The following is a 23,732-nucleotide window of genomic DNA, read 5'->3' as shown; positions in this document are numbered from 1 at the left end:
GAAACAGCATAATACGGTTCTCTGCAGATTGACTACCGCTCCTGCATATTTTTCCCAAGAATGCCGGAGTGTTACGGCCTCGCTTTAAGGCTTGGGCACCTCCAATCGGAATCTGGCAACACCACCTTGGCCGAGCGGCATTTCCAGCTCGGGCAGGATCGTCTTGAGCTCGCCCTGCAGCGTGTAGGGCGGATTGACGATGAGGAGCCCGGTGGAGGCGAGCGCCCCGCCATCGAGCTGAGGCGCGACGCTGAACTCGAGGCGCAGACAATTTCCCGGTGGCTTTGCTGCAGCTGCGAGCCGCGCCACCGTTTGGACCAGTGTGTCGGTGGCGCGCCGGTTCTTAGCGGGATACCAAATGACATAGATGCCGGTTGGCCATTTCGCGAAGGCTGTGGAGAATGCTTCGCCCAGCCGCTCGAACTCGTCCTTGGCCTCGAAGGGCGGATCGATCAGCACGAGGCCGCGCCGCTCCTTCGGCGGCACGAAGGCCGGCAGTGCCACCCAGCCGTCGAGGTCGACCACGCGGGCCTGTTCGTCGCGGCGCAGCACGGCGATCAGCGCTTTCCGCGCCTTCGGCTCGAGCTCGCATGCGACGAGCCGGTCTTGCGGCCGGAGCAGGCCGCGCGCAATCAAGGGCGAGCCCGGATATGCCCTAAGCTCACCCCTCGGATTGAAGGCGCGGACGATGTCGAGATAGGGTTGTACCAGCGCCAGGGTCTCGTTCGACAGGCGTGCCTGCATCAGCCGCGCGATGCCGGTCAGCCATTCGCCGCCCCGGCGCGCCTCGTCGCTGTCGAGATCGTAGAGACCGGCGCCGGCATGGGTGTCGATGACGCGGAACGCCCCCGGCTTGTCCTGCAGATAGGTGATGATGCGCGCCAGCACGATGTGCTTGATGACATCGGCGAAGTTGCCGGCGTGGAAGGCGTGGCGGTAATTCATGGCGAAGAGTTACGACATCGCACGATGAAAGTAACTCCCGTCATTCCGGGGCGGTGCGCAGCACCGAGCCCGGAATCCAATTCGCCACGGAACATGCTGCTAGATGGATTCTCAGATGCGCAACTGCGCATCATAGTTCGCACTCCGCACGCCCCGGAATGACGGCGAACAAATCCTAACCGCCCCTGATCGGCGGCATCGTCACCTGATCGCGGCGGCAGGTGCGGCGTTCGATCTCGTCGCAGGCGCGGAATTGCAGGTCCTTGCTGAGGCAGATACGGACCTCGGACAGCCGCGTCCGGTTGCAGGTGACCGAGACGGCGGCATTGCTCAGCCCCGGATTGGCCTTGATGAAGGCCTCTTCGACCTCCGCCGGCGCCACCGTCTTGGCCTGCGACAAATCGAGATATTCGGCCGGGATCTTGATCGCAGCGCGCGCCTTGCGGATCGTCTCGAAATAGCTGCGGCCCTCGAGGCCGGAGCAGGTGCCGTGCTTGTCCCATTCGTTGAAGATCAGGCCCGGCGCCGGCATCAAATCGAGCATCGAGGAAACGATGCTGCGGTTCAGCCGCGGTGCGGGCCGCTGGCAATATTCCGGGAAGCCATTCTCATATTGCGGCCACAGCCCATGCACCACGAAGGCGTAGGGCCGACCGCTGCACTGGATTTGCGAGCGGCCTCCACGCTCGGCCGCCTCCTCGCAGAATGAGGGCGACCACGATAGCGACAGCACATAGAAGTCGAATTCGCCGGGCGCGTTCTGCCGCTTGTCCTGGGCATTTGCGCTGCCGGCGAGCAAGGCCAGTCCGGCGGCAAGGGTCAGGGAGATCACGAGACGGGAAAACAAATGCAATCTGGAATGAAACATGGCGACGCCCCTCAACTAGACTGTGTGAGGAAGCCTAGCAGGCGATGGGAACATTTCAAGAACAAAATTCGGGCGGCCGTCATCCGGTCGCCTGATCGGCCCGAATCAGGGCTTGTTTAGCTAGGGCTTGGCGGCGCGGCAGGCCGGATTATAGGCCCAGTTGCGGTCGAGTCCGACCACGCACCATTCGACGCCGTTGCCATAGCCGGCGAAGCCGCCATCCTCGATGATCGAGAAGTGCACCTTGCGCACCTTGCCATCAGTGAGCATGGCCTCGCCGGTGCAATAGCGGCGCGGAATATTGTCGGACTGCCAGGGCCGGAATGCGGTCTCGCGAACGGCGGAGAAGCCGGTGATCCTCAACGAGGAATTCCAGAAAGTGCTTTCCTTTTCCCAGAACTGGGTGGCGATGGTCGGCAGCGCCCTGTCGCAATCGGCGACGGCGCCGTCATAGCGCGGTCCGCTTAGCCAGAAGTTCAGCTCGAGCGGATTGGCGGCCCTGGCCTCACCGAGCGACATCGCTCCGAACATGAGGCCGAGCACGGCGGCATAGCGGAGCAATTTCAGGAAGGGGGCGCGCATGGTCAATCCGGACAGCTAAAGTCTTGCGAAGGTTGGACGGTGCCGCGAAGGCCGGGGGAGGTCAAGTGCAGCGCGGCAACACTTCGCCAGGAGTTGACCACAACTTCGTGGTTGGCAGGGCTTCCGTTCTTTTCACTTCCCTCCCGGCACCGTAAACTGCCCGCCAGCCAATTGGAGTGACGGGAATGCGAATCATTGCGGCCGCGGGTCTTCTCGCCAGCCTGGTTGTCTCGGGTATGACGGCGAGCCAGTCGGCGCGCGCCGACTATGTGCCGCCGTTCAAGGGCAACGACACCGGCGGCATCATCGCCTATTCGATGGCCACCCAGGTCGATGCGCGCCAGGCCGCAGTCGATCACTGCGCGCGCTATGGCAAAGTCGTGAAATTCCTGGCGGTGCAGGCCTATGAGGGCGGTTACATCTCGTTCTCCTGCCGCTGGGTGCCTTATGGCGCCGCCGACCAGCCGATCCGCACGCTCTACTGAGGCGCTGTCGTAACGCCGCACTCTCAGCCGGGAGCCTTTTCACATGACGCGCAAACTCGCTTTGCTCGGCTCGGCCCTTTGCCTCGTGGTTTCGGCAGGCGGTGCCTTTGCCGACGACCTGCCGGTGCGCAAGGCCGGTCTTTGGGACATGAAACTGGTCACGAGCGGCTCGCCCGTGCCCGAGATGACCATGCAGCACTGCACCGACGAGACCGTCGACAAGGAGATGAGCAACAACGTCTCCCCGATGGCCAAGCAGATCTGCGCCAAGCAGGAGATCAAGAAGACCGCGACCGGCTATGTCAGCGATTCCGAGTGCAGCGTCGCCGGCGTCAGCACGACCTCGCATGCCGAGATCACGGGCGATTTCAACTCGGCCTACACGGTGAAGACCTCCTCGCACGCACAAGGCGGTGTCGCCGGCGCTGCGGGACGCGATGCCACCATGACGCTGCAAGCCAAATGGCTTGGGGCCTGCAAGCCCGACCAGAAGCCCGGCGACATCGTGATGCCCGGCGGCTTCAAGATGAACGTGCGCGACATGGATAAGCTGAAGGCGCTGCTGCCGAAGTAGGGCGAGATCGTAGCCCGGATGGAGCGCAGCGAAATCCGGGGCCTTGCGTCGATTGCGAGAAAGAATCCCGGATTGCGCTTCGCTCCATCCGGGCTACGGCAGCTACACCGGTATCCTGACGCTCGCCCGTAGTCCCCCCATCGGACTGTCGCCGAGGGTGATGTCGCCGCCATGCGAGCGGGCGATGTCGCGGGCGATGGCAAGGCCAAGGCCTGTGCCGCCTTCATCCTGGTTGCGGGCGTTGTCGAGCCGCAGGAACGGCTTGAACACTTCTTCGCGCAAATGCGCGGGAATACCGGGGCCGTCGTCGTCGATCGTCACGGTCAAATAACGGTGATCACGCTGGCCGGCGATGGCGATGGCCTTGCCGTAGCGCGCCGCGTTGGTGACGAGATTGGCGAGGCAGCGCTTGAACGAGGCCGGCTTCACCGTCACCACGGGCAGGCCGTGGAAGGCGACGGTCGCGGTATGGCCGTGGCGCTCGGCATCGCCGCGCAGCTCCTCGAGCGCCTGCGCCATGTCGGTCGGCTGCGACTGCTCGCCGGAATCGCCGCGGGCGAAGGCGAGATAATCTTCCAGCATCATCGACATTTCGTCGACGTCCTTGCGCATGCCCTCGAGCTCGGGGCTGTCGCCGATCAGCGCCAGCTCGAGCTTGAAGCGAGTCAGGATGGTGCGCAGATCGTGACTGACGCCGGCGAGCATCGCGGTGCGCTGCTCCATGGTGCGCTCGATGCGCGACTTCATTTCGAGGAAGGCGACCGCTGCGCGCCGCACCTCGCGCGCGCCCCTGGGGCGGAAGTTCGGCGCTTCGCGGCCCTTGCCGAAGCTTTCGGCGGCGTCCGCAAGACGCAGGATCGGCTTGATCTGGTTGCGCAGGAACAGCACTGCGACGATCAGCAGGATCGACGACGTGCCGACCATCCAGAACAGGAATATCTCCGAGTTGGAGGCATAGGCGGCGCTGCGCTGCGCGAACACGCGCATCACGGCATCGTCGAGCTGGATGCGGATCTCGACGAGATTGGAGCGGCCGACCGTGTCGATCCAGAACGAGCGCCCGATCTGGCGGCCGAGCTGCACCGACAGCGTCTGGTCGAGCAGCGAGAAGAACGGCTTTGGTCCCGGCGGCGGCATGTCGCCGGCGGGCAGGAAATCGACGACGAGGCCGAGGCGCTGCTGCGCGATACGGCGGATCTGGTCGCGATCCTTATCTTGCGGATAACCCTTGTAGACGTCGATCAGCGCGGCGATGTCCTGCACCACTGCGGCCGACAGTCGGCGCGTCACCGTATTCCAGTGCCGCTCCATGAACACGAAGGCGACGACCGATTGCAGCACCACCATCGGCACGATCATGATGAGGAGCGCGCGGGCGTAGAGGCCGGTCGGCATCCAGCCCTTGAACGCGTTGCCCATCCAACCATTGGCGGCGGAGACGCGGCCGGCGGCGCTTCGGAGCAGCGTCAGGCCGGTATCAATCGTGCTCATCGGTCGCGCTTCACTGATTTATGGCGAGGCTACCAGCCGGTAGCCGATGCCGCGCACCGCCTGGAGGAACAGCGGATTGGCGGGGTCGGTTTCGATCTTGCGCCTGAGGCGGTTGATCTGCACGTCGACGGCGCGCTCGTTGACGCTGCCGTTGCCGGTCAGCGCACTGCGCGGCACGGTCTCGCCCGGCGTCTCCGAGAGAATGCGCAGCATCTCGCGCTCGCGGTCGGTGAGGTGGATGACCTCCTCGCCCTGGCGCAGCTCGCCGCGATCGAGATGATAGACGTAGGGGCCGAACGCGATATTCTCCACCGCCGTGGCTTGCGGCGGCGGAGCGGCGCGCTTGAGGATATTGTTGATGCGCAGCGCCAGCTCGCGCGGCTCGAACGGTTTCGCCACGTAGTCGTCGGCGCCGATCTGCAGGCCCTCGATGCGCGCTTCCGCCTCGTGTCGTGCCGTCAGCATCACGATCGGCACCGAGGAGGATGTCCGGATGAAGCGGGCGAGATCGAAGCCGGTCTCGCCGGGCATCATCACGTCGAGGATCAAGAGGTCGAAATGCAGGCCCAGCAGTTTCGAACGTGCATCGCTGGCACTCGCGGCGGTGGTGACGCGGTAGCCCTCGGCGGCGAGGAAGCGCGAGAGCAGATCGCGGATGCGGCGGTCGTCGTCGACGAGCAGCAGATGCGGCGCGTCATCGGCCGGGCGTGCCGGCGGGCGGGCGAGAGTGGCAGCGAGCGTCACGGTCACTCCTTGGCGTCGTGGTTGACAGAAGCGAAGATCGTCTCGAGCACCTTGTCTGGATCGTCGCGATCGATCATCGCGCGCAGGAAGCGCTTGACCGTCTCGGCATCCTGCGGACCCATTTCGGCAAGCGCCTTGGTGATCCGCGTGGTCTGCAGACCGGCGAGCTTCTGCACCAGCGCCTCGCCCTTCGGCGTTGCGTAGAGCAGGCGCTGGCGGCGGTCATTGTCACCGGTCTTCTGCACGATGTAGCCCTCGTCCAGCAGCTGCTTGAGCACGCGGCCGAGCGATTGCTTGGTGATGCGCAGGACGTCGAGCAGATCGGCGACCTTGAGGCCGGGATAGCGGTAGACGAAGTGCATGACCCGGTGATGGGCGCGGCCGAAGCCGAAAGCCTCCAGCTCCTGGTCGGGGTCGCCGACGAAGTCGCGATAGGCGAAGAACAGTAGCTCGATGATATCCCAGCGCAAATTGCCTCCGTCGTCTGCGGCCGGCTTGGGCTCGGCGGCGTCGTGAGAGGAAGTCGCGAAATTTATGTCAGGCATATTGACGTATCTTGGGTTCAATGTTACAAAACGATTGACCAGCACGAAATTTTAGATCGTTCGCGCGGGTGGCATCGAAGCAGGGCGGCTGGAGAGAGCCGGACAGGCGACGACGGCCGGATCAGATCTACCGTGCGATTGTCGAGCGGCGTTTCGACAAAACATACTGGACTTCCGCCTTCCGCAAAAGCATGTCCTCGGCGATATGCTGGCCACGGAAACCGGCCGTAACAAGGCTGGCGGTGATCCGGCCTAAAAACCAATCAAGCCAGCCGGGCCCGAAAGGGGCAGGCCGGCGCCAGAACGGCGCCGCCACCGGCAGCGGGAGGCAAGGACATGAGCATGAAATTCGACATCCAGCCCGCATCCAATCCGACGCCCGAGAAGGACCGCGTGGCCAAGCTGGTGGACCCCGGCTTCGGACGGGTCTTCACCGATCACATGGCGATCGTGCGCTACAACCAGGCCAAGGGCGGCTGGTTCGAGGCGCGTGTCGAGGCACGCGCCAACTTCCAGATGGATCCGGCCGGCGCGGTGCTGCACTACGCCCAGGAAATCTTCGAGGGCCTCAAGGCCTACAAGCGCGACGATGGCGGCGTGAACCTGTTCCGCCCCGACGCCAATGCGCGGCGCTTCAAGGATTCCGCCGACCGCATGGCGATGGCGCAGCTGCCCGAGGACGTCTTCATCGAGGCGGTCGAGCAGGTCGTGCGCATCGACCGCGCCTGGATGCCGGGCGGCGAGGGCAGCCTTTACCTGCGGCCCTTCATGATCGCGAGCGAGACCTTCCTCGGCGTCAAGCCGTCGTCCGAATACATCTTTGCAGTCATCGCTTCGCCGGTCGGCTCTTACTTCAAGGGCGGGCCTGCGCCGGTGTCGATCTGGGTCTCGGAGAATTACACGCGCGCGGCCGTCGGCGGCACCGGTGCCGTCAAATGCGGCGGCAATTACGCTGCGAGCCTGCGTGCCCAGGCCGAAGCGATCCAGCATGGCTGCGATCAGGTGGTCTTCCTCGACGCGGTCGAGCGTCGCTATATCGAGGAGCTCGGCGGCATGAACGTGTTCTTCGTGTTCGACGACGGTTCGCTCTCGACGCCGCCGCTCGGTACCATCCTGCCCGGCATCACTCGCGACTCCATCATCGCGCTCGCAAAGGATGCCGGCAAGACCGTGCGCGAGGAGCCGTATTCGCTCGACCAGTGGCGCAAGGATTCGGCCAGCGGCAAGCTCAAGGAAGCGTTCGCCTGCGGCACCGCGGCCGTGATCTCGCCGATCGGCAAGGTGCGCTCGGTGAGCGGCGATTTCGAGATCTCGGGGGGCGCCGCCGGCCCCGTCGCCATGGGCCTGCGCAAGCAGCTCGTCGACATCCAGTACGGCCGCACCAACGATCCCCACAACTGGATCCGCAAGGTGTTTTGAGATGCGGCGATGCGCGTTTCTCCTCTCGTGAGGAGAGGGGAAACGCGCATCGTTTGTGGTTTTTCGTGCACTGAACGCGCCGTTGCCGACACGCGACAAAGTCTGGACACATCTGGACATCAGGACATCGCGACCATGGCAACGAAACTCTCCCAACCCATGAAATGGGTCGTTCTCGCCGTAATCATCGGCGTTTCCGTTTTCGGCATCCTGACCATCGGCCCGATGCATGAGGTGGTCGCGCAAGATCGCTCGCCGATCGTCGATGTGCGCACCAGCGATCCCGAAATGAATGCCGCGATCGCGCGCGCCCGCGGCACGTTGTCGACCTTCTGGGCCTCCTATCAATCGCCAAAGCCGTCGGAGGCCGGGCACGCCCTGAAGGTGCGCTTCTCGACCCGCAAGGGCGGTGAGCACATCTGGATCGGCGAGGTGAAGAAGCGGCCAGACGGGACCTATTCTGGTCTCTTCGCCAACGAACCGCGTGACCTGCCCGGCAAGCGGGCCGGCGACGAGGTCAAGTTCACCGAGGCTGACATTTCGGACTGGATGTTCATGCGCAACGGCAAGATCGTCGGCGGCGAAACCATCAAGCCGACACTGAAGTCGCTGCCGAAGGCGGACGCGGATGCCCTGAGGGCGCGGATGGAGCAGCCGTAAAGGTTGGCCGTCATTCCGGAATGGTCCGAAGGACCAGACCTCAGGTGCGCAATTGTGCACCGGGGAATCTCGAGATTCCGGGTTCGATGCTTGCGCATCGCCCCGGAATGACGGCGTTCCCTAAGCACCGGTTGCCGCCCCGCGCCCCGGCTGGTAAATGCCGCGCATGGCCGAGAAATCCAAAAAACCCCAGAAACTGAAGGCGCGCCTGCCGCGCGGGCTCGAGGATCGCGATCCCTCGGCGATCCGCGCGACGCGCGAGATGGTCGAGAAGATCCGCGCCGTCTACGAGCTCTACGGCTTCGAGCCGGTGGAGACGCCGGCGATGGAATACACCGATGCGCTCGGCAAGTTCCTGCCCGACCAGGACCGCCCCAACGAGGGCGTGTTCTCGTTCCAGGACGACGACGAGCAGTGGATCAGCCTGCGCTACGATTTGACCGCGCCGCTCGCCCGCTATGTCGGCGAGCGCTACGGCACCGACGCTCTGGTCTTGCCCTACCGCAGCTACCGGGTCGGCTATGTCTTCCGCAACGAAAAGCCCGGCCCGGGCCGCTTCCGGCAGTTCATGCAGTTCGACGCCGACACGGTCGGCTCGGCAACGCCGGCGGCGGATGCCGAGATCTGCATGATGGCCGCGGACACGATGGAAGCGCTCGGCATTGCGCGCGGCTCCTATGTCGTGAAGGTCAACAACCGCAAGGTGCTCGACGGCGTGCTCGAAGCCATCGGGCTTGGTGGCGACGAGAACGCCGCACGCCGTCTGACGGTGCTGCGCGCCATCGACAAGCTCGACAAGTTTTCCGCCGACGAAGTGCGCAAGCTGCTCGGTCCCGGACGATGGGACGGCGGCGAGGAAGGTAAGGGCGACTTCACGAAGGGCGCCAATTTGAGCGAGGCGGAGGCTGATGTCGTGCTCGCCATCACCAAACCGCGCGACGATTGGAAAGAGGCCATTGCCGCGGCCGAAACTTACCTCGCCAAGAGCGAGATCGGCCAGGCCGGCGTCAGCGAGCTGGAAGAGATCGCCAAGCTGGTCACGGCCTCGGGCTACGGTGCGGACCGCATCAAGATCGACCCATCCGTCGTGCGCGGCCTCGAATATTACACCGGCCCCGTCTACGAAGTCGAACTGCTGCTCGAGACCAAGGACGAGAAGGGCCGCCCCGTGCGGTTCGGTTCGGTCGGCGGCGGTGGGCGTTACGATGGCCTGGTCTCGCGTTTCCGCGGCGAGCCGGTGCCGGCGACCGGCTTCTCGATCGGCGTCTCGCGGCTCCAGGCAGCGCTGACGCTGCTCGGAAAGCTCGACACGCGGCCCGAATTCGGCCCCGTGGTCGTCACCGTGTTCGAACGCGACCGCGTCGCCGACTACCAGAAGATGGTGGCAAGCTTGCGCACTGCCGGCATCCGCGCCGAGCTCTATCTCGGCAATCCCAAGAACATGGGCAATCAGCTCAAATATGCCGACCGCCGCAATTCACCGTGCGTGATTATCCAGGGCTCGGATGAAAAGGCGCGCGGCGAGCTGCAGATCAAGGATCTGATCGAAGGCGCCAAGGCGGCGGCTGCGATCGCCTCCAACCAGGAATGGCGTGAAAGCCGCCCGGCGCAGTTCTCGTGCAGCGAAGCCGATCTCGTCGCCAAGGTGCGCGAGGTCCTGGCCCGCCATGACGTAAAGTGGGGATAGCTATTCCGCCAAGCCGTCATGCCCGGGCTTGTCCCGGGCATCCACGTCTTGTTTGATGGATAAGCACGTGGATGGCCGGGACAAGCCCGGCCATGACGACAGCAACAGGGAGAAGACGATGCCTGAGATCACTGTCAGCATGGCCGAAGGCCGCACCGACGAGCAGAAGGCCGGCATGATGCGCGACATCACCCAGGCGTTGGTGAAGAATCTCGGCGTCGATGCCGACGCCGTCGTCATCCAGATCAACGAAGCCCCGCTCCGCCACAAGATGAAGGGCGGCAAGACCTTCGTGGAGCGCGCGGCGGCGGCGAAGAAGTGACGCGTTAGCGTCATTCCGGGGCGCGCGAAGCGCGAACCCGGAATCTCGTGCCGCAAACTTCTGGATTCCGGGTTCGGCGCTAGGCGCCGCCCCGGAATGACGAGCAAGACCCATGGACGCACGCGATTTCATCAAGGTCGGCATGAATGCCGAGCGCATGCTGGTGGTCCCGGCGGAGCGCACGGTCGGGCATTTCGTGCCGGGCATGCCGTTTGTCTACGCGACGCCGATGATGATCCTGGAAATGGAGATGACCGCAGGCGATGCGATCCGCTCCGCGCTTCAGCCCGGCTGGGTCACCGTCGGCACCGAGGTCGACATCCGCCATCTCGCAGCCGCGCTCGTCGGCGCGACGGTGCGGACCACCGCGAAGGTCGTCGCAGTCGAGCGCCGCGTCATCCGCTTCGAGGTCGAGGCGTTCGAGGGCACCCGCAAGCTCGGCGAAGGCCGCCACGCGCGCGGGCTCGTCAATGTCGAGATGTTCAACAGGCGGTTAGCCGCGGGCACGACGCCGTAGGGTGGGCAAAGGCGCTCTTGCGCCGTGCCCACCATTCCTCCGTGATGGATACAGATCGTGGGTACGCTTCCGCCTTCGCTCTTCGAGCTGCGGCGGACAAGTCGCTTTGCCCACCCTACGGCACCTGCTTACTTCGCCAATTCCTTCGACCGCTTCGTCGCCGCCGCGATCGCGCGAATCATCAGGTCACGCAGGCCGGGCTCGCCCATCAGCACACCGAGCGCGGCGGCCGTGGTGCCGCCGGGCGAGGTGACGTTCTGACGCAATGTGCTCGAGGGCAGCTCCGACTGGTGCAGCAGTTCGCCGGAGCCGGCGACGGTCTCGCGTGCGAGCTTAATTGCCAGCGCCTCAGGCAGTCCGGCTTCGACGCCGGCGCGGGCGAGCTCTTCGGCGAGCAGAAACACATAGGCCGGGCCTGAGCCGGAGACGGCCGTGACCGCATCCATCAGGCTCTCGTCATCGACCCATTCGACCGAGCCGGTGGCGCGCAGCAGCGCATCGGCCACCGCGCGCTGCGCCGCGCTGACGTTCTTCGCGGCGACCGCAACGGTGATGCCGCGGCCGATCGCGGCCGGCGTGTTCGGCATCGCGCGCACCACGGCGCCGCCGCAGACCTCGGCAAGCGAGGCGATCGTGGTTCCCGCCATGATTGAGACCACCGAAGTCTTGTCCGAGACGAACGATTTCAGCTTCGCGCCGGCCTCGCGGAACATCTGCGGCTTCACCGCGACGACCATCGTCTCGACCTGGCCGGCAGTCTTCGCATCGGGATTGAGCGCAATGCCCTTGGCCGCGAGCGCGGTGATCTCGGGCGAGATGTGCGGATCGACCACCGCGACGCGGCGCGGGTCGAGTCCGCCCGACAGCCATCCAGTCAGCATCGCGCCGCCCATCTTGCCGGCGCCGGCGAGGAGGATGGTGCCGGTGATGTTTTTGAGGGGGTTGTTGTCTGCCATCGCCGTTGCCACGCGTTCGCTGTCGTCCCCGCGAAAGCGGGGACTCATAACCACAGGCGGTTCTAGTGGATCGAGAGCAGAGCAACAAGCATTGCGCGCTACGGCGAAATCACGCGGTATGGGTCCCTGCGTTCGCAGGGACGACGATGAGGAGAGAGCAGTGGTCTCCTCATGCGCTTGAGAGCAGACCTTACGCCTCTCCGACCGTATCGAACATCGCCGCGTCCATGGCTTCCGTCGTGGTCTTGCCTGCCCACACCACGAACTGGAACGCCGGGAAATAGCGCTCGCAGGCGTGGATGGCGCCGGCGAGCATGGCCTCGCATTGCGCGGTCGAGGCGGTGAGCCCGCCCGGCAGCACCAGGGCCTGGCGGTGCATGATCATGCCGGTGTTGGTCCAGAGATCGAAGTGCCCGACCCACAGCTGCTCGTTGACCGCGGCGACGAGCCGCTGGACCTCGCCGCGGCGCGCAACCGGAATTTTCATGTCGAACGCGCAGGCCAGATGCAGCGCCTCGATCTCGCCCATCCAGGTGAAGGAGATCTGATAGTCGGTCCATTGTCCCTTGGAGACAATGGTGAGTTCGTCTTCGCCGGAGCGTTCAAACGGCCAGTTGTTGCTGGCAGCGATATCCTCGACCACCGCGAGCGGATGGCTTTTGGAATCGATAGTGCCTTCGAGCAGGGACATGCCGTCTCGACCTCTTGCCTTTTTGTTGTCTTTGATACGCACGCGGTCGGCCCGGTACGCTCCCTCAATGTCGCTATCGCGATTCCCCTCGGGGTCGCTCTTGCGATCCCCTCGGATCGGCGCGGGCCTGTCGCGGATCAAGTGATGTGATTTGCGGAATCTGCGCAACGGGGTCCCGAGTCCGTCCACAAGCCAGGACTCGTTCGTCCACAGCTCATCTCCGCCACAATTCTTAACGGAGGGAAGTCCTCGATCCGGATGGATGAGAACAAACCGGAATCGGATTCGCGGGGGAGGGCGCCATTCGTTAATTCCGTCCCGCGAGGGCCGCTCCCGCGGGAATGACATGGGACCATGCGATCCGCCCATACGGAACACGCTTGCTGCGGCCGCCGGCTGGCGTCATATTTCCGGTCAGGTCGTTCATCCCGGACGGCCGATGTTCTCAGGGCGGGGTGAAAGTCCCCACCGGCGGTAAGGGCCGAAAGGCCTAAGCCCGCGAGCGCCTTCCCCCAGGATCTTCCTGAAAAGGATTTTGCCGAGGGGAGGGGTCAGCAGATTCGGTGCAACTCCGAAGCCGACGGTTAAAGTCCGGATGAAAGAGAACGGTCGGAGGCAGACGCATCGCAAGATGCGGCTGTTTGTCGTTCCGTGTGCCCTGATTCTGGTCCTTAAGAAGGAAAGCCATGAATCAGATGCTGCAAGACCCCAAGACCGAAACTTCCGAAGTCACCCAACCGCCGGTTCCAGTGGATCCGCCGCCGGCGCCCGACCATCCGCACTTTGCCAAACCGCAGCGGGTGGCCTTCGTGCAGGCCTGCTGGCACCGCGACGTGGTCGAGGAGGCCCGCATCGCCTTCATCAAGGAGGCCGAGGCGCGTCATCTCACCCATGTCGACGTGTTCGAGGTGCCCGGCTCGTTCGAGATCCCGCTGCACGCGCAGATCCTGGCCAAGACGCGGCGCTACACCGCCATCGTCGCGGCCGGTCTCGTCGTCGATGGCGGCATCTACCGCCACGAGTTCGTCGCCGACACCGTGATCAAGGCGCTGATGGACGTGCAGCTCCGCACCGAGGTGCCGGTGTTCTCGGCGGTGCTGACGCCGCAGCAATTCCACGAGACCGAGGTGCACTACGACTTCTTCCGCAAGCACTTTGCGATCAAGGGCGTGGAGGTGGCGGCGGCCTGCGCGGAGACGCTGCTCGGCCTCGAACGCCTGCGCGGCCAGGTCGCCGCGGGGATCGTGGGGTAGGCACAACACGATTGTTCCCGGGGCGGCGGCTGCGCCGCCCCGGATGACAATGCATCTTTGTCTGACTTAAGCGACCGGCCGATCCGGCTTGAGCAGCCGATAATGCAGCCGTGCATAATTGCCGAGCCATCTGACGGCGGCGTTGAGTCCAAGCGCCAATAGCGCAGCGAAGCCCGCCCCGTGGTTACCAGCGCGACGCCTGCGAGCCCGCGCAAGATCAGATTAACGACGTGTCCGTCGCCAAAATGCTTGTAGACACTGATCAGCAATCTGATGCCGACGATCCCCAGCACGCACATGACGAAAGCGATCACGAGCAGGATGAGTAGAACGGCAAGCAGTAATGGCAGCAGCAGGACGACGTCGACCACGGCGAGGCCACTGAGTGCGAACAGCGCGGACGTGGAGTTGCGGAATGAGTGATGGTTCTCCCACCGGCGGAGTCCTGTCTCGGCGCGCAGCTCGCGCGCCAGTCGCCTGGGATCGCCGAGCGCGGAAGCTACCTCTTGCTCGCTCCGTCCCGAGGCGCGGGCCTCTTCGAAATGCGCAGTGTAGTCGGCGAGGATGTCGTCGATCTCGACTGCGGGCAGTCCCGTGAGCCCATCGGCAAGGATGTGAAGGAAGTCGCGCGGGTCATCTGGCGTCTCCGAGGAGGCGGTCGACTGCGTCGGTAAAGCTTCGCCAGTCGCGCTTCTGCGCGGCGAAGGCGGCGCGGCCGGCGGCCGTCAGGCGGTAGTATTTGCGCGGCGGGCCGCTGCTGGATTCCTCCAGGCGGGTGTCGACCAGACCGTCATCCTGCATCCGCCGCATCAGCGGATAGATCGTTCCTTCACCCATGCCGACGCCGGCCGACAGCGTGCTCGCGATCTCATAGGCATAGCTCTCGCCGCGCGCGAGCAGGGCTAGCACGCAGAGCTCCAGCGCGCCTTTCTTGAGCTGAACCTGATTCGTCGAGTCGGCCATTTCCTCCTTGACTACACCGCTTTCGAGGGACCTTATATAGCAAGGTACTGTGTATAACAAGGTACCTGTGTATACCCAATTCTGGAGGAATGGACCCATGGTCGATCTCAATCGTCGTCATCTGCTGGCGGGCCTTGGCGCGAGCGTGGCCCTGCCATCGACCTTCCCCTGGGCCGAGCCGGCCTCCGCGGCATCATCGGACGTCGCCGAGCGCCTCGCTGCACTGGAGCGCGCCGGAAAGCTGCCCGGTCTTCACGCGTTGCTGGTGAGTCAGCGCGGCAAGCTGGTGTTCGAGCATTACGGGCAGGGCGAGGACCAGGGCTGGGACCGGCAGCTCGGCCATGTCGTGTTTGGCCCTGACGTGCTGCACGATCTGCGCTCTGTCTCCAAGAGCATCGTCGGCCTCGCCTATGGCATCGCGCTCGCAGAAGGCAAGGTGCCGTCACCGGACGCAAAGCTCTATGCGCAGTTCCCAGAGTATGCCGATCTCGCCGTGCAGCCGGGCCGCGACAAGATCACGATCCATCATGTGCTGTCGATGACGCTCGGCTTCGAATGGGACGAGCTCACCATTCCCTATGGCGATCCCCGCAACAGCGAGATTGCGATGGAGGCTGCGCCCGATCGTTACCGCTTCATCCTTGAGCGCCCGATCGTCGGCGAGCCCGGCGTGAAGTGGACCTATTGCGGCGGTGCCACGGCGCTGCTCGGCCGGCTCATAGCCAAAGGCACTGGCGAAGCCCTGCCGGCCTATTGCCGTCGTATGCTGTTCGATCCCCTCGGCTTCGGTCCGTCCGACTGGAGCGTCGGCCGTGATAGTGAACCGCGCGCTGCCTCAGGTGCGCGCCTATTGCCGCGTGACCTCGTCAAGATCGGGCAGCTGATGCTGGCGAATGGCAACTGGAATGGAAAGCCCGTCGTTCCGGCCGACTGGGTGAAGCGTGTGACCACGCCCGTTGTCCAAACCAGGGTTGGCCGCGACTACGGCTATCAATGGTACATGGGCGATTTCGCCACTGCGCAACCGCTGCACTGGTTCGGCGGTGTCGGCTGGGGCGGCCAGTATCTGTACGTGATTCCAGCACGTGATCTCGCCTTCGTGATCCACTGTGGAAATTACGGTCGATCAGGTCAGGAGCAGGCCGCCGTATTGATTGCGCTCTTGAACGACGTTGTGTTGCCGGGCTTTGCGGCGTGAGAGCTGCTGGTACCGCAAAGGGAAGAAGGTGCACGCGGCGCTTTGCGCCTGCGCCCATCTTACTTACGATAACGGTGCAAGCCGAACCCGCTCACCCCAACGATACACCCGCCTTGGCCCGACTGATCCCAAGCGTCAGTATGCGGCGCAGGAGATCCGGATATTTGAGCCCGTCATGTTGGGCCGCCGTGGCGAACTCCTGGCTCTTCGCGATTTCGGGATTTGGGTTTGCTTCGATGAAATACGGTGTGCCGTCGGCGGCGAGACGAAAATCGATGCGCGCGTAGCCATCGAGGCCGAGCGCCCGGTAGATGCGCTTCGCGGCACGCTGAATGCGCGCAGTGACTTCGGGCGCGAGGTCCTTCGCCGGTCCGTCGACGATGCCGAGGCGCTCCTGATAATCGGTGTCATGCTTGGCTTTTTCAGTGGCGATGTGGCGAGACCTGCGCCCGCCCATGCTGCCGAATTTCAATTCCCAGACCGGCAGCACCCGCACGCGGTTGTTGCCGAGCACGCCGACATAGAGCTCGCGCCCCTCGATGAACTGCTCGGCGATGGCTGCGGTTTCGCTCCGATCGTGGATGAAGGCGACGCGCTCCGCGAGCTTTTCGTCGGTATCGACGATGGAGGCCTGAGAAATGCCGGCGGATCCATCCATGTTCAGGCTCTTCACGATCAGCGGCAGCGCAAGATGCTTCGGCCGCTTGACCTTGCGTCGCATCGGGAAAACGGCGAAGGCAGGGACTGCGATGCGTCGGTGATGTACCAGCGTCTTGGACAGGTCCTTGCCGCGCGCCAGGATCAGGCCGCGCGGGTTGCAGCCGGTGTAGGGGACCTTCATCAGTTCGAGATAGCTGGCGATGTGCTGGTCGTAGGCGACGTTGTTGTGGAATTCCTCCAGCAGCGTGAAAACCACATGCGGCTTGAACTGCTCGATCGCTTCGCGAACCGGCTTGATTTCCTCTTGCGCACCGAGCACGCGAACCTCATGGCCGGCGGCGCGCAAGGTGCTCACGACGTCGTATTCCGTTTTCCAGTTGTTGATTTCCTGCGGTGTGTATCCCTCGGAGGAGTCCGGAGGCAGGAAGTCCGGATGCATCAGCACGAGAATGCGTTGACGTCTCATAGCGCGATCCATTTGCGCCGAGACGGGCCAAACAGCGCGTGCATCGTCTTGGCGGTCACGAGAACGGTGAAATCGAGAACGAGTTTCTGTTCGCGGCCGACGGCACGCAGATCGAGCTCGCGGCAGCGGGAGATCATGTCGTCGAGCACGGCATCGAGCGTGAGCTGGTTCTCGCCCGTCCATCGTGCGACCAATTGCCTGATCTGGGCGCGGTGCCGCCTGATCAGGGTCGAGGCCGGCGTTGAACGGTGATGCCGCGGATCGGCTGAAAACAGCCGGGATAGATCCCGGTCGTACGTCTTCGGGGGTGTGAAGGCGTAGAACGCCTGCTTCTTCTTGTAGTGCTCTTCGAGTGTCTGGCCGAGCCGGCCCAGCGGGTCGACACGCTCGCGCGTCGTGATCGGCGGCCGCTTTCCGGCGATCTCGCCCATCAGCTCGTCGACATATTCGAGCTTCTTCAGTGCTGGCCAGCCGGCATATCGCGTGCGCCAGTTCGAGCGCGGTCGCAGCCACACTGCAAAGGTTTCCGCGAAATCTTCATCCGGATGGCTCTGAGCGTACCAGAGCCGAAGATGCTGAACGTAACGCCTGCTGGCCGGATTGGGCCGGTAGTAGCGCGGGTAATGTTTCGACGACGGGCCGAACAATTGCTGCCAGCGCCGGCGGCGCTGCAGCTGGTAGCCGTGCTGCATGGCGTGGCCCGCCTCGTGACGGAGGATGGCCATGCACTCCCGCCAGGTTCCGCCCTCGACGTCGAACATCATCTTCTTCTCGAGCTTCATCAGGCGGGGATGAGCGAGATAGAAGGGAATGGCGATGCCGGGCACACCGCCCGGGCTGAACCACTCGCTCGAGATCCATGTGTGCGGCCGCAGCCGGATGCCGCGCTCTTCCATCTCCTCGTGGAGCATGGCGACACAATCCTCGAGCCAGGTGCCTTCGACCGTAACCCTCAGGCTGGAGAGGCGCTGCTTGAGCAACTCGTCATCGGACAGCTTTTCCCAAGCAAATTTCGGGCGTGGCATCAGGCACCCAGAAAGCAGAAATGACTCGCTGTCTTGATGATGTCATGGGCGGCGGCCGGCAACAACCCGTGGGGCTGCGAGGCGTGCTGCGGCCCATCGTGAGGGACGGAAGGACCGCGCGCTCCCTCGCCCCGTTTGCGGGGAGAGGGGGAGCCTCCACGGGGACGGTGAGAGCGAGACCCGCGGAGTGTCTCCCTCACCCCGATGCCTCGCGATCGACCTCTGCCTGCAAGCGGGGTGAGGTAAAAGAAAGTCAGTCGAACAGGCTCGACACCGATTCTTCCGCCGCCGTGCGCGCGATCGCGTCGGAGATCAGGCTGGCGATCGGCAGCGTGCGGATATTCGGCGCCTTGGTCACCGCGTCCGTCGGCAGGATCGAGTCGGTGATCACGAGCTCCTTCAGCCTCGAGCCCGCGATGCGGGCGGCCGCGCCGCCGGAGAGCACGCCGTGGGTGATGTAGGCGTAGACGTCCTTGGCACCCTTGGCGATCAGCGCGTCGGCCGCGTTCACCAGCGTGCCACCGGAGTCCACGATGTCGTCGATCAGGATGCAGGTGTAGCCGGCGACGTCGCCGATCACGTTCATGACCTCGGATTCGCCCGCCCGTTCGCGGCGCTTGTCGACGATCGCGAGCGGGGTGTTGATGCGCTTGGCGAGGCCGCGCGCGCGGGCCACGCCGCCGACGTCGGGCGAGATCACCATGGTCTTGGAGAGGTCGAACCTCTCCTTGATGTCGCGCACCATCAGTGGCGCTGCGTAGAGGTTGTCGGTCGGGATGTCGAAGAAGCCCTGGATCTGGCCGGCGTGCAGATCGAGCGTCATGACGCGGTCGACGCCGGCCTGCGTGATCAGGTTGGCGACCAGCTTGGCCGAGATCGGCGTGCGCGAGCCCGATTTACGGTCCTGCCGGGCGTAGCCGAAATAGGGCAGCACCGCCGTGATGCGGCGCGCCGAGGAGCGGCGCAGCGCGTCGGTGATGATCAGCAATTCCATCAGATGGTCGTTCGCCGGGAACGAGGTCGACTGGATGATGAAGGCATCCGAGCCGCGGACGTTCTCCTGGATTTCGACGAAGATCTCCATGTCGGCGAAGCGCCGCACCACCGCCTTGGTCAGCGGCAGGTCCAGGCCCTGCGCGATCGCCTGCGCGAGGGCCGGATTGGAGTTGCCGGCGACGAGCTTGATGGAGCCGTTTTTGGCCGACATAGACGCTTCCTCCCGCGCTTTGCTGGATACGACGTTCAACATCTCAGATCCCACTGGAAGCACGGTTACGACGGGCGAGGAAATATCAGGCCGGAGGCTGCAATGGCAACCCGGGATGCTACGTTTTCCCTTCGAAATCCTGAGTCGGGCCAACGGCTTGGCCGCAACTTGAGGCCGTGGTTTAGCGGGGGTTATCGCTCGGCATAGCCGAGTGCCGAGGCCGGCATCTCGGCTGCCGGGGCTCCCGGGATCACGGTCGCCACCGCCGGTCCCCGCAACGCCGGAGCTGCGCCGGGCGCATCCGGCGTTCCGTTGATCATGTTGGAAAGTCCGCTGAATCCGGCCTGGGCGATCTTCCGCAGCACGAGGTCGTCGGCTGCTCCCCACGGATCGCGGCCGCCTTTGGCCGAGGTCGGTTCCTCGCCGGAGAGGCGCAGCGCCCGCTGCTGGTTGGTGTCGTAGACGTCCCAGACCCAGGCGATCACCGTCTTGCCGCGCACCACCTGGGCCGAGAGATAGCTGCGCACGCGGTAGACGGCGGACCCTTCGCGGGAGACGACGGACAGGCTGCGCAGCTTGGATTCGCTATCGATCACGCCGACCATGCGGTCGAACACCTGCGGCGGCGGGCCGTCGATCGATTCGAAGGCGACCGTCGCCCCGGAGCCGGCGCTCGGCGCCATCGCATAGGAATTGGCGGCCCCACCGCCGCCGGCGCAGCCGCCAAGCGCGGTCGTTGCCGCGAGCAGCATGACCGCCAGCACGCGCGAACCCGCACGGCCCAGGATGAATGACGCGTCCCTCATTATGGAGGGCAGCGATATCGTTAAAATCGGTTAAGGTCTAGGGCGGAGGCGACATAGGCCACTGTCATCGCATCAGGGCATCGCCCCGGAATGACACGGCGTGTTGCCGCTGTGTTCACGCTTCGAGCGCGATTGCGTGAACGTGGCGGCCGTAATCCGGCTCCTTGCGATGCACCGAGCGGCGATAGCTGAAGAAGCGCTCGTCGGCGTAGGTGTCGAGACCGAGATCGTCGATCAACAGGATGCCGGCGGCGTCCAGCCGCTTGCGGATGAAGCCGGCGAGGTCGAACATCGCGTGGCCCTCGCGCACCGACGGGATGAAGTACATCGCGTTGTCCGCATCCGCCTCGATGAAGCGCGCCACGAACTCGTTGCCGACCTCGTAGCTGTCCTGGCGGATCAGCGGGCCGATCGCGGCGATGATGCCGCTGCGCGTCGCGCCGAGTTTTTCCATCGCTAGAATCGTCGCTTCCAGCACGCCGGTCAGCGCGCCCTTCCACCCCGCATGCGCGCCGCCGATCACGCGCGCGTTGGGATCGACGAACAGCACCGGCCCGCAATCGGCGGTGGAGACGCCGAGTGCGATGCCGGGCGTGTTCGTCACCAGCGCATCGCCCTTCGGCCGCGGTCCGTTCGGCCACGGCGTCTCGGCGATCAGCACGTCGGGCGAATGGATCTGGTGCAGGCTGAGGAAGCGTTCCGGCGCGACGCCGACATGCTCGGCCATGCGGCGGCGGTTTTCCGCGACAAGGGCCTGATCGTCGTTGGAGCCGAGGCCGCCGTTCAGCGCGGCGTAGATGCCACTGGAGACGCCGCCTTCGCGGGTGAAGAACGAGTGGCGCAGGCCGGGCACGGCCGACAGCAGCGACGAAGCGAGCGTCATGAGGCTTCTCCGGCCTGTTCGAGATCGCTGAGGCCGGCAATGCCTGTCAGCCGCGGTTCGGAGATGCCGAGCACCTTGAACATCGAGCCCATGCCGCTGCGCCCGGTATCCGTCAGCCGCTTGAGGGCGATCGAAATGTCGGTGGCGACCTCCGGCGTTGCCTTCTGCATCAAGGCGGCGGCCCTTGTGTCGATGCCGATCCGCTTGAGGAAGTCGCCTTGCGTCACCGGCCCGTGCACGCGCGCGCCGACATCTTCGGCCGCGCGCGCCAGCGCCTGGAAGTCGACATGAGCAGTGACGTCGGCCTGGCCCGGCGCCTTCAAGGGATCGGCGAAGGTGTGGCGCGCAATCGCCTGGAAGGTGTCGCCGGCATCGCTGCGCAAATGGCCGTAATCGATGATCAGTGCTGCGCCGTCCTGGTCGCGCACGCGCGTGGCGAGCTTCATGATCTCGCCGTCAGGCCGCCATTCGAACACGGCGCCGACGGGTGCGGCGCGCACGAGAGGCGGCAGCAGCACGTCGAAGCGCGGCGTCGGCTCGGGCGCTGCGCCGAATTGAAGCTTGCCGTTGGGATCGATCTCGATCACGCGCTCGTGCCAGCCGTTCTCGTGGCGGACCATCTGGTGGACCGGCAGCACGTCGAAATATTCGTTGGCGAGGATGATGCTCGGTCCCTCAGGCACATCGTCGATGCTGTCATGCCAGGCGATGTTGCGCACGCCCGACAGCGTTGCATTCTGCCGCTCGCGCAAGACGGGATTGACCTCGACCATGTGGACATGAAGCGCCTGGTACAGCGGTGGCAGCACGCGAAGGGCGCGCAGCGCGTCCGCCATCATGGTGCCGCGGCCGGGGCCGAGCTCGATCAGCCGCAGGAATTGCGGCGAGCCCATCTGCTTCCACACCGAGGCGGTCCATAGTCCCAGCAGCTCGCCGAACATCTGGCTGACTTCGGGCGCGGTGGTGAAGTCGCCCTCACGCCCGAGCGGATCGCGCGAGACGTAATAGCCATGGCGCGGATGCATCAGGCACAGTTCCATGTACCGCCAGACCGGCATGGGACCTGAGGATTTGATCAGCGCCTTGATCTCGTTGAGTAGCGGCTGTTCGGTCACGATCTGTCTTCTCGAAATGAATTAACGAATGGCCTCGATGGGCTTCGGCGCCCCGCGCCTGACTGCCAATACAATAAGTATGCCGCCCACGATAAGCATCGGGATCGACAGCAGCATGCCCATGGTTAATCCGCCCCAGAGGAAGCCGAGCTGCGCGTCCGGTTCGCGGAAGTGCTCGCCGGCAATCCGGGTCAGGCCGTAGATCAGGATGAAGGCGCCGAGGATCATGCCCGGCCGCTTCAGCGCGCCGAACCGGATCATGATCGCGAGCACTGTGAACAGCAGGATGCCTTCCATGCCGGCCTCGTAGAGCTGGCTCGGATGACGCGGCAGCTGCGTCGGATCGTTGGGGAAGATCATCGCCCAGGGCAGGCTCGCATCGGTGGCGCGGCCCCACAATTCGCCGTTGATGAAGTTGGCGATGCGCCCGAGCAGCAGCCCGACCGGCGCGACCGCGGTGGTGATGTCGCCGAGCGACAGAATCGAGATGCCATTGCGAAAGGCGAACCACATCACCGCGACGACGCAGCCGAGGAAGCCGCCATGGAAGGACATGCCGCCCTCCCACAATCGGAAGATCGCGGCAGGATGATCGATGAAGAAAGGCAGATTGTAGAACAGCACGTAGCCGGTGCGGCCGCCGAGAATGATGCCGAGCGTGACCCACAGGATGAAGTCGTCGATCTGCAGCAGCGACATCGGCGCGGGGCCGCCCCACAGGCGCTCTTTCTTCAGCAGCGAGCGCGCATAGAGCCAGCCGAACACGATGCCGCAGATATAGGCCAGCGCGTACCAGCGGATCGCGAACGGCCCGATCTCCAGCGCGATCGGCTTGAAGGCGGGGAAGTCGATGAGAAGAAGTTGCATCTCGCCTTCTATATCTGGACGAGATTGCGGCGATAGAGCGCCAGCAGGCGCTCCCAATGCCGCTCGGCGGCGTCGCGGTCATAGACCGGGCGCTTGGGGAAGGCGAAGCCGTGATGCGTGCCGGGATAGATCTCGACCTCGGCTTTCGCAGCTTTCATGCCCTCTTTGACCTTCTCGATAATCTCCGGCGGCGCATAGACATCGGTCTCGGCGCAGCCGAAATAGAGCTCGGCCTTGGTCTTAGCCGCGGCCAGATGCGGGCTGTCGTCCTGATCCGTTGCCAGCTGCACGCCGTAGATCGAGGCGGCCGCCTTGACGCTGTCAGGGAAATGCGTGGCGGCGTTGATGGCGTAGCGGCCGCTCATGCAATAGCCGACGGTGCCGACCAGCTTGGTGTTCGCGGCCGCCTGGCCCTCGGCATAGGCGAGCAGTGCGCTGGTGTCGTCCATGATCATCGGGATGGTGAGCGAGCCCATCAGCTGGAACATGCGCTTGCGCTCCGGCGCGTTCGGGTCGGCCGGCAGCGCGCCGAGCTCCATCACGCCGGAGCGGTAATAGAGGTTCGGCAGCATCACGTAATAGCCTGAGGTCGCGAGCCGGCGCGCCATGTCGCGCAGCTCTTCGCGGATCGCCGGCGCGTCCATGTAGAACAGGATGACCGGAAACGGCCCGCCGCGTTCGGGATGGCTGATGAAGGTTGCGGTGTGGCCGTCCCTGGTGGGGATCGCGATCTGCTGGTCGATCATCTCATGCGCCTTGTGATTCTTCTTATGCAGGGACGATGAATACGATTGCAAGGAAAC

Annotated in this window: 26 protein-coding genes, 1 pseudogene and 1 riboswitch; of the genes and pseudogenes, 9 read left to right on the top strand and 18 right to left on the bottom strand. The window is 64.5% G+C overall.

The features are described from left to right. Positions 1–84 precede the first annotated feature (84 nt). From GA0061098_RS17955 to GA0061098_RS17945, 3 genes are all read right to left on the bottom strand, one after another. Positions 85–945, bottom strand: coding sequence for a 23S rRNA (adenine(2030)-N(6))-methyltransferase RlmJ (locus GA0061098_RS17955; protein WP_091958597.1), 861 nt, complete (start codon positions 943–945; stop codon positions 85–87). A 175-nt stretch (positions 946–1,120) separates the two neighbouring features. Continuing rightward, a complete protein-coding gene (locus GA0061098_RS17950) occupies positions 1,121–1,813 on the bottom strand; it encodes a ribonuclease T2 family protein (RefSeq protein WP_091958593.1) in 693 nt (230 codons plus the stop codon). 120 nt (positions 1,814–1,933) lie between these two features. Next, positions 1,934–2,395 carry a hypothetical protein gene (locus GA0061098_RS17945; protein ID WP_091958589.1) on the bottom strand — a complete coding sequence of 154 codons (462 nt, stop codon included), beginning with the start codon at positions 2,393–2,395 and terminating at the stop codon, positions 1,934–1,936. A gap of 185 nt (positions 2,396–2,580) precedes the next feature. Between GA0061098_RS17945 and GA0061098_RS17940 the strand changes: the two genes are divergently transcribed. Together GA0061098_RS17940 and GA0061098_RS17935 are read left to right on the top strand one after the other, a co-directional pair. Then, the gene (locus GA0061098_RS17940; RefSeq protein ID WP_091958585.1) at positions 2,581–2,880 is read left to right on the top strand and encodes a hypothetical protein; all 300 of its coding nucleotides are present in this window, start codon (positions 2,581–2,583) and stop codon (positions 2,878–2,880) included. Positions 2,881–2,923: 43 nt separating this feature from the next. After that, positions 2,924–3,454, top strand: coding sequence for a DUF3617 domain-containing protein (locus tag GA0061098_RS17935; protein WP_091958582.1), 531 nt, complete (start codon positions 2,924–2,926; stop codon positions 3,452–3,454). Between the two features lie 102 nt (positions 3,455–3,556). Here the strand turns inward: GA0061098_RS17935 and GA0061098_RS17930 are convergent, their stop codons facing one another. The 3 genes from GA0061098_RS17930 to GA0061098_RS17920 are packed head-to-tail and all read right to left on the bottom strand — an operon-like array spanning position 3,557 to position 6,234. Further along, a complete protein-coding gene (locus tag GA0061098_RS17930; RefSeq protein ID WP_091958577.1) occupies positions 3,557–4,945 on the bottom strand; it encodes an ATP-binding protein in 1,389 nt (462 codons plus the stop codon). An 18-nt stretch (positions 4,946–4,963) separates the two neighbouring features. Then, complete coding sequence (locus tag GA0061098_RS17925; RefSeq protein WP_091958574.1) at positions 4,964–5,695, bottom strand: response regulator; 732 nt, start codon at positions 5,693–5,695, stop codon at positions 4,964–4,966. Further along, positions 5,692–6,234, bottom strand: a complete 543-nt coding sequence (locus GA0061098_RS17920; RefSeq protein ID WP_028140157.1) for a MarR family winged helix-turn-helix transcriptional regulator — start codon at positions 6,232–6,234, stop codon at positions 5,692–5,694. Before GA0061098_RS17920 ends, GA0061098_RS17925 begins: the two co-directional genes overlap by 4 nt. Positions 6,235–6,570: 336 nt before the next feature. On the opposite strand from GA0061098_RS17920, the gene GA0061098_RS17915 reads away from it, so the two are divergent. The 5 genes from GA0061098_RS17915 (at position 6,571) to GA0061098_RS17895 (ending at position 10,839) form a co-directional block, all read left to right on the top strand. Beyond that, the gene (locus tag GA0061098_RS17915) at positions 6,571–7,653 is read left to right on the top strand and encodes a branched-chain amino acid aminotransferase (protein WP_091958570.1); all 1,083 of its coding nucleotides are present in this window, start codon (positions 6,571–6,573) and stop codon (positions 7,651–7,653) included. 135 nt (positions 7,654–7,788) lie between these two features. Further along, positions 7,789–8,313, top strand: coding sequence for a YegJ family protein (locus GA0061098_RS17910; protein ID WP_091958566.1), 525 nt, complete (start codon positions 7,789–7,791; stop codon positions 8,311–8,313). A 166-nt stretch (positions 8,314–8,479) separates the two neighbouring features. Then, entirely contained in the window at positions 8,480–10,000 is a 1,521-nt protein-coding gene (gene hisS / locus GA0061098_RS17905; RefSeq protein ID WP_091958562.1) for a histidine--tRNA ligase, read from the top strand. Positions 10,001–10,118: 118 nt separating this feature from the next. Continuing rightward, positions 10,119–10,322, top strand: a complete 204-nt coding sequence (locus GA0061098_RS17900; RefSeq protein WP_008144861.1) for a tautomerase family protein — start codon at positions 10,119–10,121, stop codon at positions 10,320–10,322. Between the two features lie 112 nt (positions 10,323–10,434). Continuing rightward, positions 10,435–10,839 carry a thioesterase family protein gene (locus GA0061098_RS17895; RefSeq protein WP_091958559.1) on the top strand — a complete coding sequence of 135 codons (405 nt, stop codon included), beginning with the start codon at positions 10,435–10,437 and terminating at the stop codon, positions 10,837–10,839. A 128-nt stretch (positions 10,840–10,967) separates the two neighbouring features. On the opposite strand, the gene proC is transcribed toward GA0061098_RS17895, so the two are convergent. Continuing rightward, positions 10,968–11,795 (bottom strand): pyrroline-5-carboxylate reductase, encoded by an 828-nt coding sequence (gene proC, locus GA0061098_RS17890; RefSeq protein WP_165637435.1) that lies wholly within the window; start codon positions 11,793–11,795, stop codon positions 10,968–10,970. 190 nt (positions 11,796–11,985) lie between these two features. Beyond that, positions 11,986–12,486: a type III secretion system chaperone family protein gene (locus GA0061098_RS17885; RefSeq protein WP_091958550.1), complete on the bottom strand. Its 501-nt coding sequence runs from the start codon at positions 12,484–12,486 to the stop codon at positions 11,986–11,988. A 437-nt stretch (positions 12,487–12,923) separates the two neighbouring features. Then, a riboswitch (FMN riboswitch) is annotated at positions 12,924–13,097 on the top strand. 75 nt (positions 13,098–13,172) lie between these two features. On the opposite strand from GA0061098_RS17885, the gene GA0061098_RS17880 reads away from it, so the two are divergent. Next, on the top strand, positions 13,173–13,739 hold the full coding sequence (locus GA0061098_RS17880; protein WP_091958546.1) for a 6,7-dimethyl-8-ribityllumazine synthase: 567 nt from the start codon (positions 13,173–13,175) through the stop codon (positions 13,737–13,739). 521 nt (positions 13,740–14,260) lie between these two features. Here the strand turns inward: GA0061098_RS17880 and GA0061098_RS47430 are convergent. Both GA0061098_RS47430 and GA0061098_RS17870 read right to left on the bottom strand, forming a co-directional pair. Then, a pseudogene (locus GA0061098_RS47430) lies at positions 14,261–14,305 on the bottom strand (hypothetical protein); the annotation flags it as partial. 67 nt (positions 14,306–14,372) lie between these two features. Beyond that, positions 14,373–14,702, bottom strand: coding sequence for a PadR family transcriptional regulator (locus GA0061098_RS17870; RefSeq protein WP_091958542.1), 330 nt, complete (start codon positions 14,700–14,702; stop codon positions 14,373–14,375). A gap of 97 nt (positions 14,703–14,799) precedes the next feature. On the opposite strand from GA0061098_RS17870, the gene GA0061098_RS17865 reads away from it, so the two are divergent. Continuing rightward, positions 14,800–15,900 (top strand): serine hydrolase domain-containing protein, encoded by a 1,101-nt coding sequence (locus tag GA0061098_RS17865; RefSeq protein ID WP_091958538.1) that lies wholly within the window; start codon positions 14,800–14,802, stop codon positions 15,898–15,900. Positions 15,901–15,991: 91 nt separating this feature from the next. Here the strand turns inward: GA0061098_RS17865 and GA0061098_RS17860 are convergent, their stop codons facing one another. The 8 genes from GA0061098_RS17860 to GA0061098_RS17825 all read right to left on the bottom strand — a co-directional run bounded on the left by GA0061098_RS17860 (position 15,992) and on the right by GA0061098_RS17825 (position 23,675). Beyond that, the gene (locus tag GA0061098_RS17860) at positions 15,992–17,026 is read right to left on the bottom strand and encodes a D-alanine--D-alanine ligase family protein (RefSeq protein ID WP_165637434.1); all 1,035 of its coding nucleotides are present in this window, start codon (positions 17,024–17,026) and stop codon (positions 15,992–15,994) included. Continuing rightward, positions 17,023–18,051 carry a putative zinc-binding metallopeptidase gene (locus tag GA0061098_RS17855; protein ID WP_091958531.1) on the bottom strand — a complete coding sequence of 343 codons (1,029 nt, stop codon included), beginning with the start codon at positions 18,049–18,051 and terminating at the stop codon, positions 17,023–17,025. The genes GA0061098_RS17860 and GA0061098_RS17855 overlap by 4 nt, the downstream gene beginning before the upstream one ends. A 253-nt stretch (positions 18,052–18,304) precedes the next feature. After that, positions 18,305–19,258 carry a ribose-phosphate pyrophosphokinase gene (locus tag GA0061098_RS17850; RefSeq protein WP_026202002.1) on the bottom strand — a complete coding sequence of 318 codons (954 nt, stop codon included), beginning with the start codon at positions 19,256–19,258 and terminating at the stop codon, positions 18,305–18,307. Between the two features lie 191 nt (positions 19,259–19,449). Beyond that, on the bottom strand, positions 19,450–20,064 hold the full coding sequence (locus GA0061098_RS17845) for a hypothetical protein (RefSeq protein ID WP_091958525.1): 615 nt from the start codon (positions 20,062–20,064) through the stop codon (positions 19,450–19,452). 115 nt (positions 20,065–20,179) lie between these two features. Beyond that, on the bottom strand, positions 20,180–20,947 hold the full coding sequence (pgeF, locus tag GA0061098_RS17840) for a peptidoglycan editing factor PgeF (RefSeq protein ID WP_091958522.1): 768 nt from the start codon (positions 20,945–20,947) through the stop codon (positions 20,180–20,182). After that, positions 20,944–22,062: a class I SAM-dependent methyltransferase gene (locus GA0061098_RS17835; RefSeq protein WP_091958517.1), complete on the bottom strand. Its 1,119-nt coding sequence runs from the start codon at positions 22,060–22,062 to the stop codon at positions 20,944–20,946. The genes pgeF and GA0061098_RS17835 overlap by 4 nt, the downstream gene beginning before the upstream one ends. A 21-nt stretch (positions 22,063–22,083) precedes the next feature. Continuing rightward, on the bottom strand, positions 22,084–22,929 hold the full coding sequence (gene lgt / locus GA0061098_RS17830) for a prolipoprotein diacylglyceryl transferase (protein WP_091958512.1): 846 nt from the start codon (positions 22,927–22,929) through the stop codon (positions 22,084–22,086). Between the two features lie 8 nt (positions 22,930–22,937). After that, complete coding sequence (locus tag GA0061098_RS17825; protein ID WP_091958841.1) at positions 22,938–23,675, bottom strand: dienelactone hydrolase family protein; 738 nt, start codon at positions 23,673–23,675, stop codon at positions 22,938–22,940. Positions 23,676–23,732: the final 57 nt, after the last annotated feature.

The sequence above is a fragment of the Bradyrhizobium shewense genome, from assembly GCF_900094605.1.
Classification (GTDB): domain Bacteria; phylum Pseudomonadota; class Alphaproteobacteria; order Rhizobiales; family Xanthobacteraceae; genus Bradyrhizobium; species Bradyrhizobium shewense.
This window is presented reverse-complemented; position numbering and strand designations above follow the sequence as displayed.

Bases quoted from the DNA above. Each gene is read 5' to 3' on its own strand.
- GA0061098_RS17955 (WP_091958597.1), bottom strand. From the start codon at position 945: ATGAATTACCGCCACGCCTTCCACGCCGGCAACTTCGCCGATGTCATC.
- GA0061098_RS17950 (WP_091958593.1), bottom strand. From the start codon at position 1,813: ATGTTTCATTCCAGATTGCATTTGTTTTCCCGTCTCGTGATCTCCCTG.
- GA0061098_RS17945 (WP_091958589.1), bottom strand. From the start codon at position 2,395: ATGCGCGCCCCCTTCCTGAAATTGCTCCGCTATGCCGCCGTGCTCGGC.
- GA0061098_RS17940 (WP_091958585.1), top strand. From the start codon at position 2,581: ATGCGAATCATTGCGGCCGCGGGTCTTCTCGCCAGCCTGGTTGTCTCG.
- GA0061098_RS17935 (WP_091958582.1), top strand. From the start codon at position 2,924: ATGACGCGCAAACTCGCTTTGCTCGGCTCGGCCCTTTGCCTCGTGGTT.
- GA0061098_RS17930 (WP_091958577.1), bottom strand. From the start codon at position 4,945: ATGAGCACGATTGATACCGGCCTGACGCTGCTCCGAAGCGCCGCCGGC.
- GA0061098_RS17920 (WP_028140157.1), bottom strand. From the start codon at position 6,234: ATGCCTGACATAAATTTCGCGACTTCCTCTCACGACGCCGCCGAGCCC.
- GA0061098_RS17915 (WP_091958570.1), top strand. From the start codon at position 6,571: ATGAGCATGAAATTCGACATCCAGCCCGCATCCAATCCGACGCCCGAG.
- GA0061098_RS17910 (WP_091958566.1), top strand. From the start codon at position 7,789: ATGGCAACGAAACTCTCCCAACCCATGAAATGGGTCGTTCTCGCCGTA.
- hisS (WP_091958562.1), top strand. From the start codon at position 8,480: ATGGCCGAGAAATCCAAAAAACCCCAGAAACTGAAGGCGCGCCTGCCG.
- GA0061098_RS17900 (WP_008144861.1), top strand. From the start codon at position 10,119: ATGCCTGAGATCACTGTCAGCATGGCCGAAGGCCGCACCGACGAGCAG.
- GA0061098_RS17895 (WP_091958559.1), top strand. From the start codon at position 10,435: ATGGACGCACGCGATTTCATCAAGGTCGGCATGAATGCCGAGCGCATG.
- proC (WP_165637435.1), bottom strand. From the start codon at position 11,795: ATGGCAGACAACAACCCCCTCAAAAACATCACCGGCACCATCCTCCTC.
- GA0061098_RS17885 (WP_091958550.1), bottom strand. From the start codon at position 12,486: ATGTCCCTGCTCGAAGGCACTATCGATTCCAAAAGCCATCCGCTCGCG.
- GA0061098_RS17880 (WP_091958546.1), top strand. From the start codon at position 13,173: ATGAATCAGATGCTGCAAGACCCCAAGACCGAAACTTCCGAAGTCACC.
- GA0061098_RS17870 (WP_091958542.1), bottom strand. From the start codon at position 14,702: ATGGCCGACTCGACGAATCAGGTTCAGCTCAAGAAAGGCGCGCTGGAG.
- GA0061098_RS17865 (WP_091958538.1), top strand. From the start codon at position 14,800: ATGGTCGATCTCAATCGTCGTCATCTGCTGGCGGGCCTTGGCGCGAGC.
- GA0061098_RS17860 (WP_165637434.1), bottom strand. From the start codon at position 17,026: ATGAGACGTCAACGCATTCTCGTGCTGATGCATCCGGACTTCCTGCCT.
- GA0061098_RS17855 (WP_091958531.1), bottom strand. From the start codon at position 18,051: ATGCCACGCCCGAAATTTGCTTGGGAAAAGCTGTCCGATGACGAGTTG.
- GA0061098_RS17850 (WP_026202002.1), bottom strand. From the start codon at position 19,258: ATGTCGGCCAAAAACGGCTCCATCAAGCTCGTCGCCGGCAACTCCAAT.
- GA0061098_RS17845 (WP_091958525.1), bottom strand. From the start codon at position 20,064: ATGAGGGACGCGTCATTCATCCTGGGCCGTGCGGGTTCGCGCGTGCTG.
- pgeF (WP_091958522.1), bottom strand. From the start codon at position 20,947: ATGACGCTCGCTTCGTCGCTGCTGTCGGCCGTGCCCGGCCTGCGCCAC.
- lgt (WP_091958512.1), bottom strand. From the start codon at position 22,929: ATGCAACTTCTTCTCATCGACTTCCCCGCCTTCAAGCCGATCGCGCTG.
- GA0061098_RS17825 (WP_091958841.1), bottom strand. From the start codon at position 23,675: ATGATCGACCAGCAGATCGCGATCCCCACCAGGGACGGCCACACCGCA.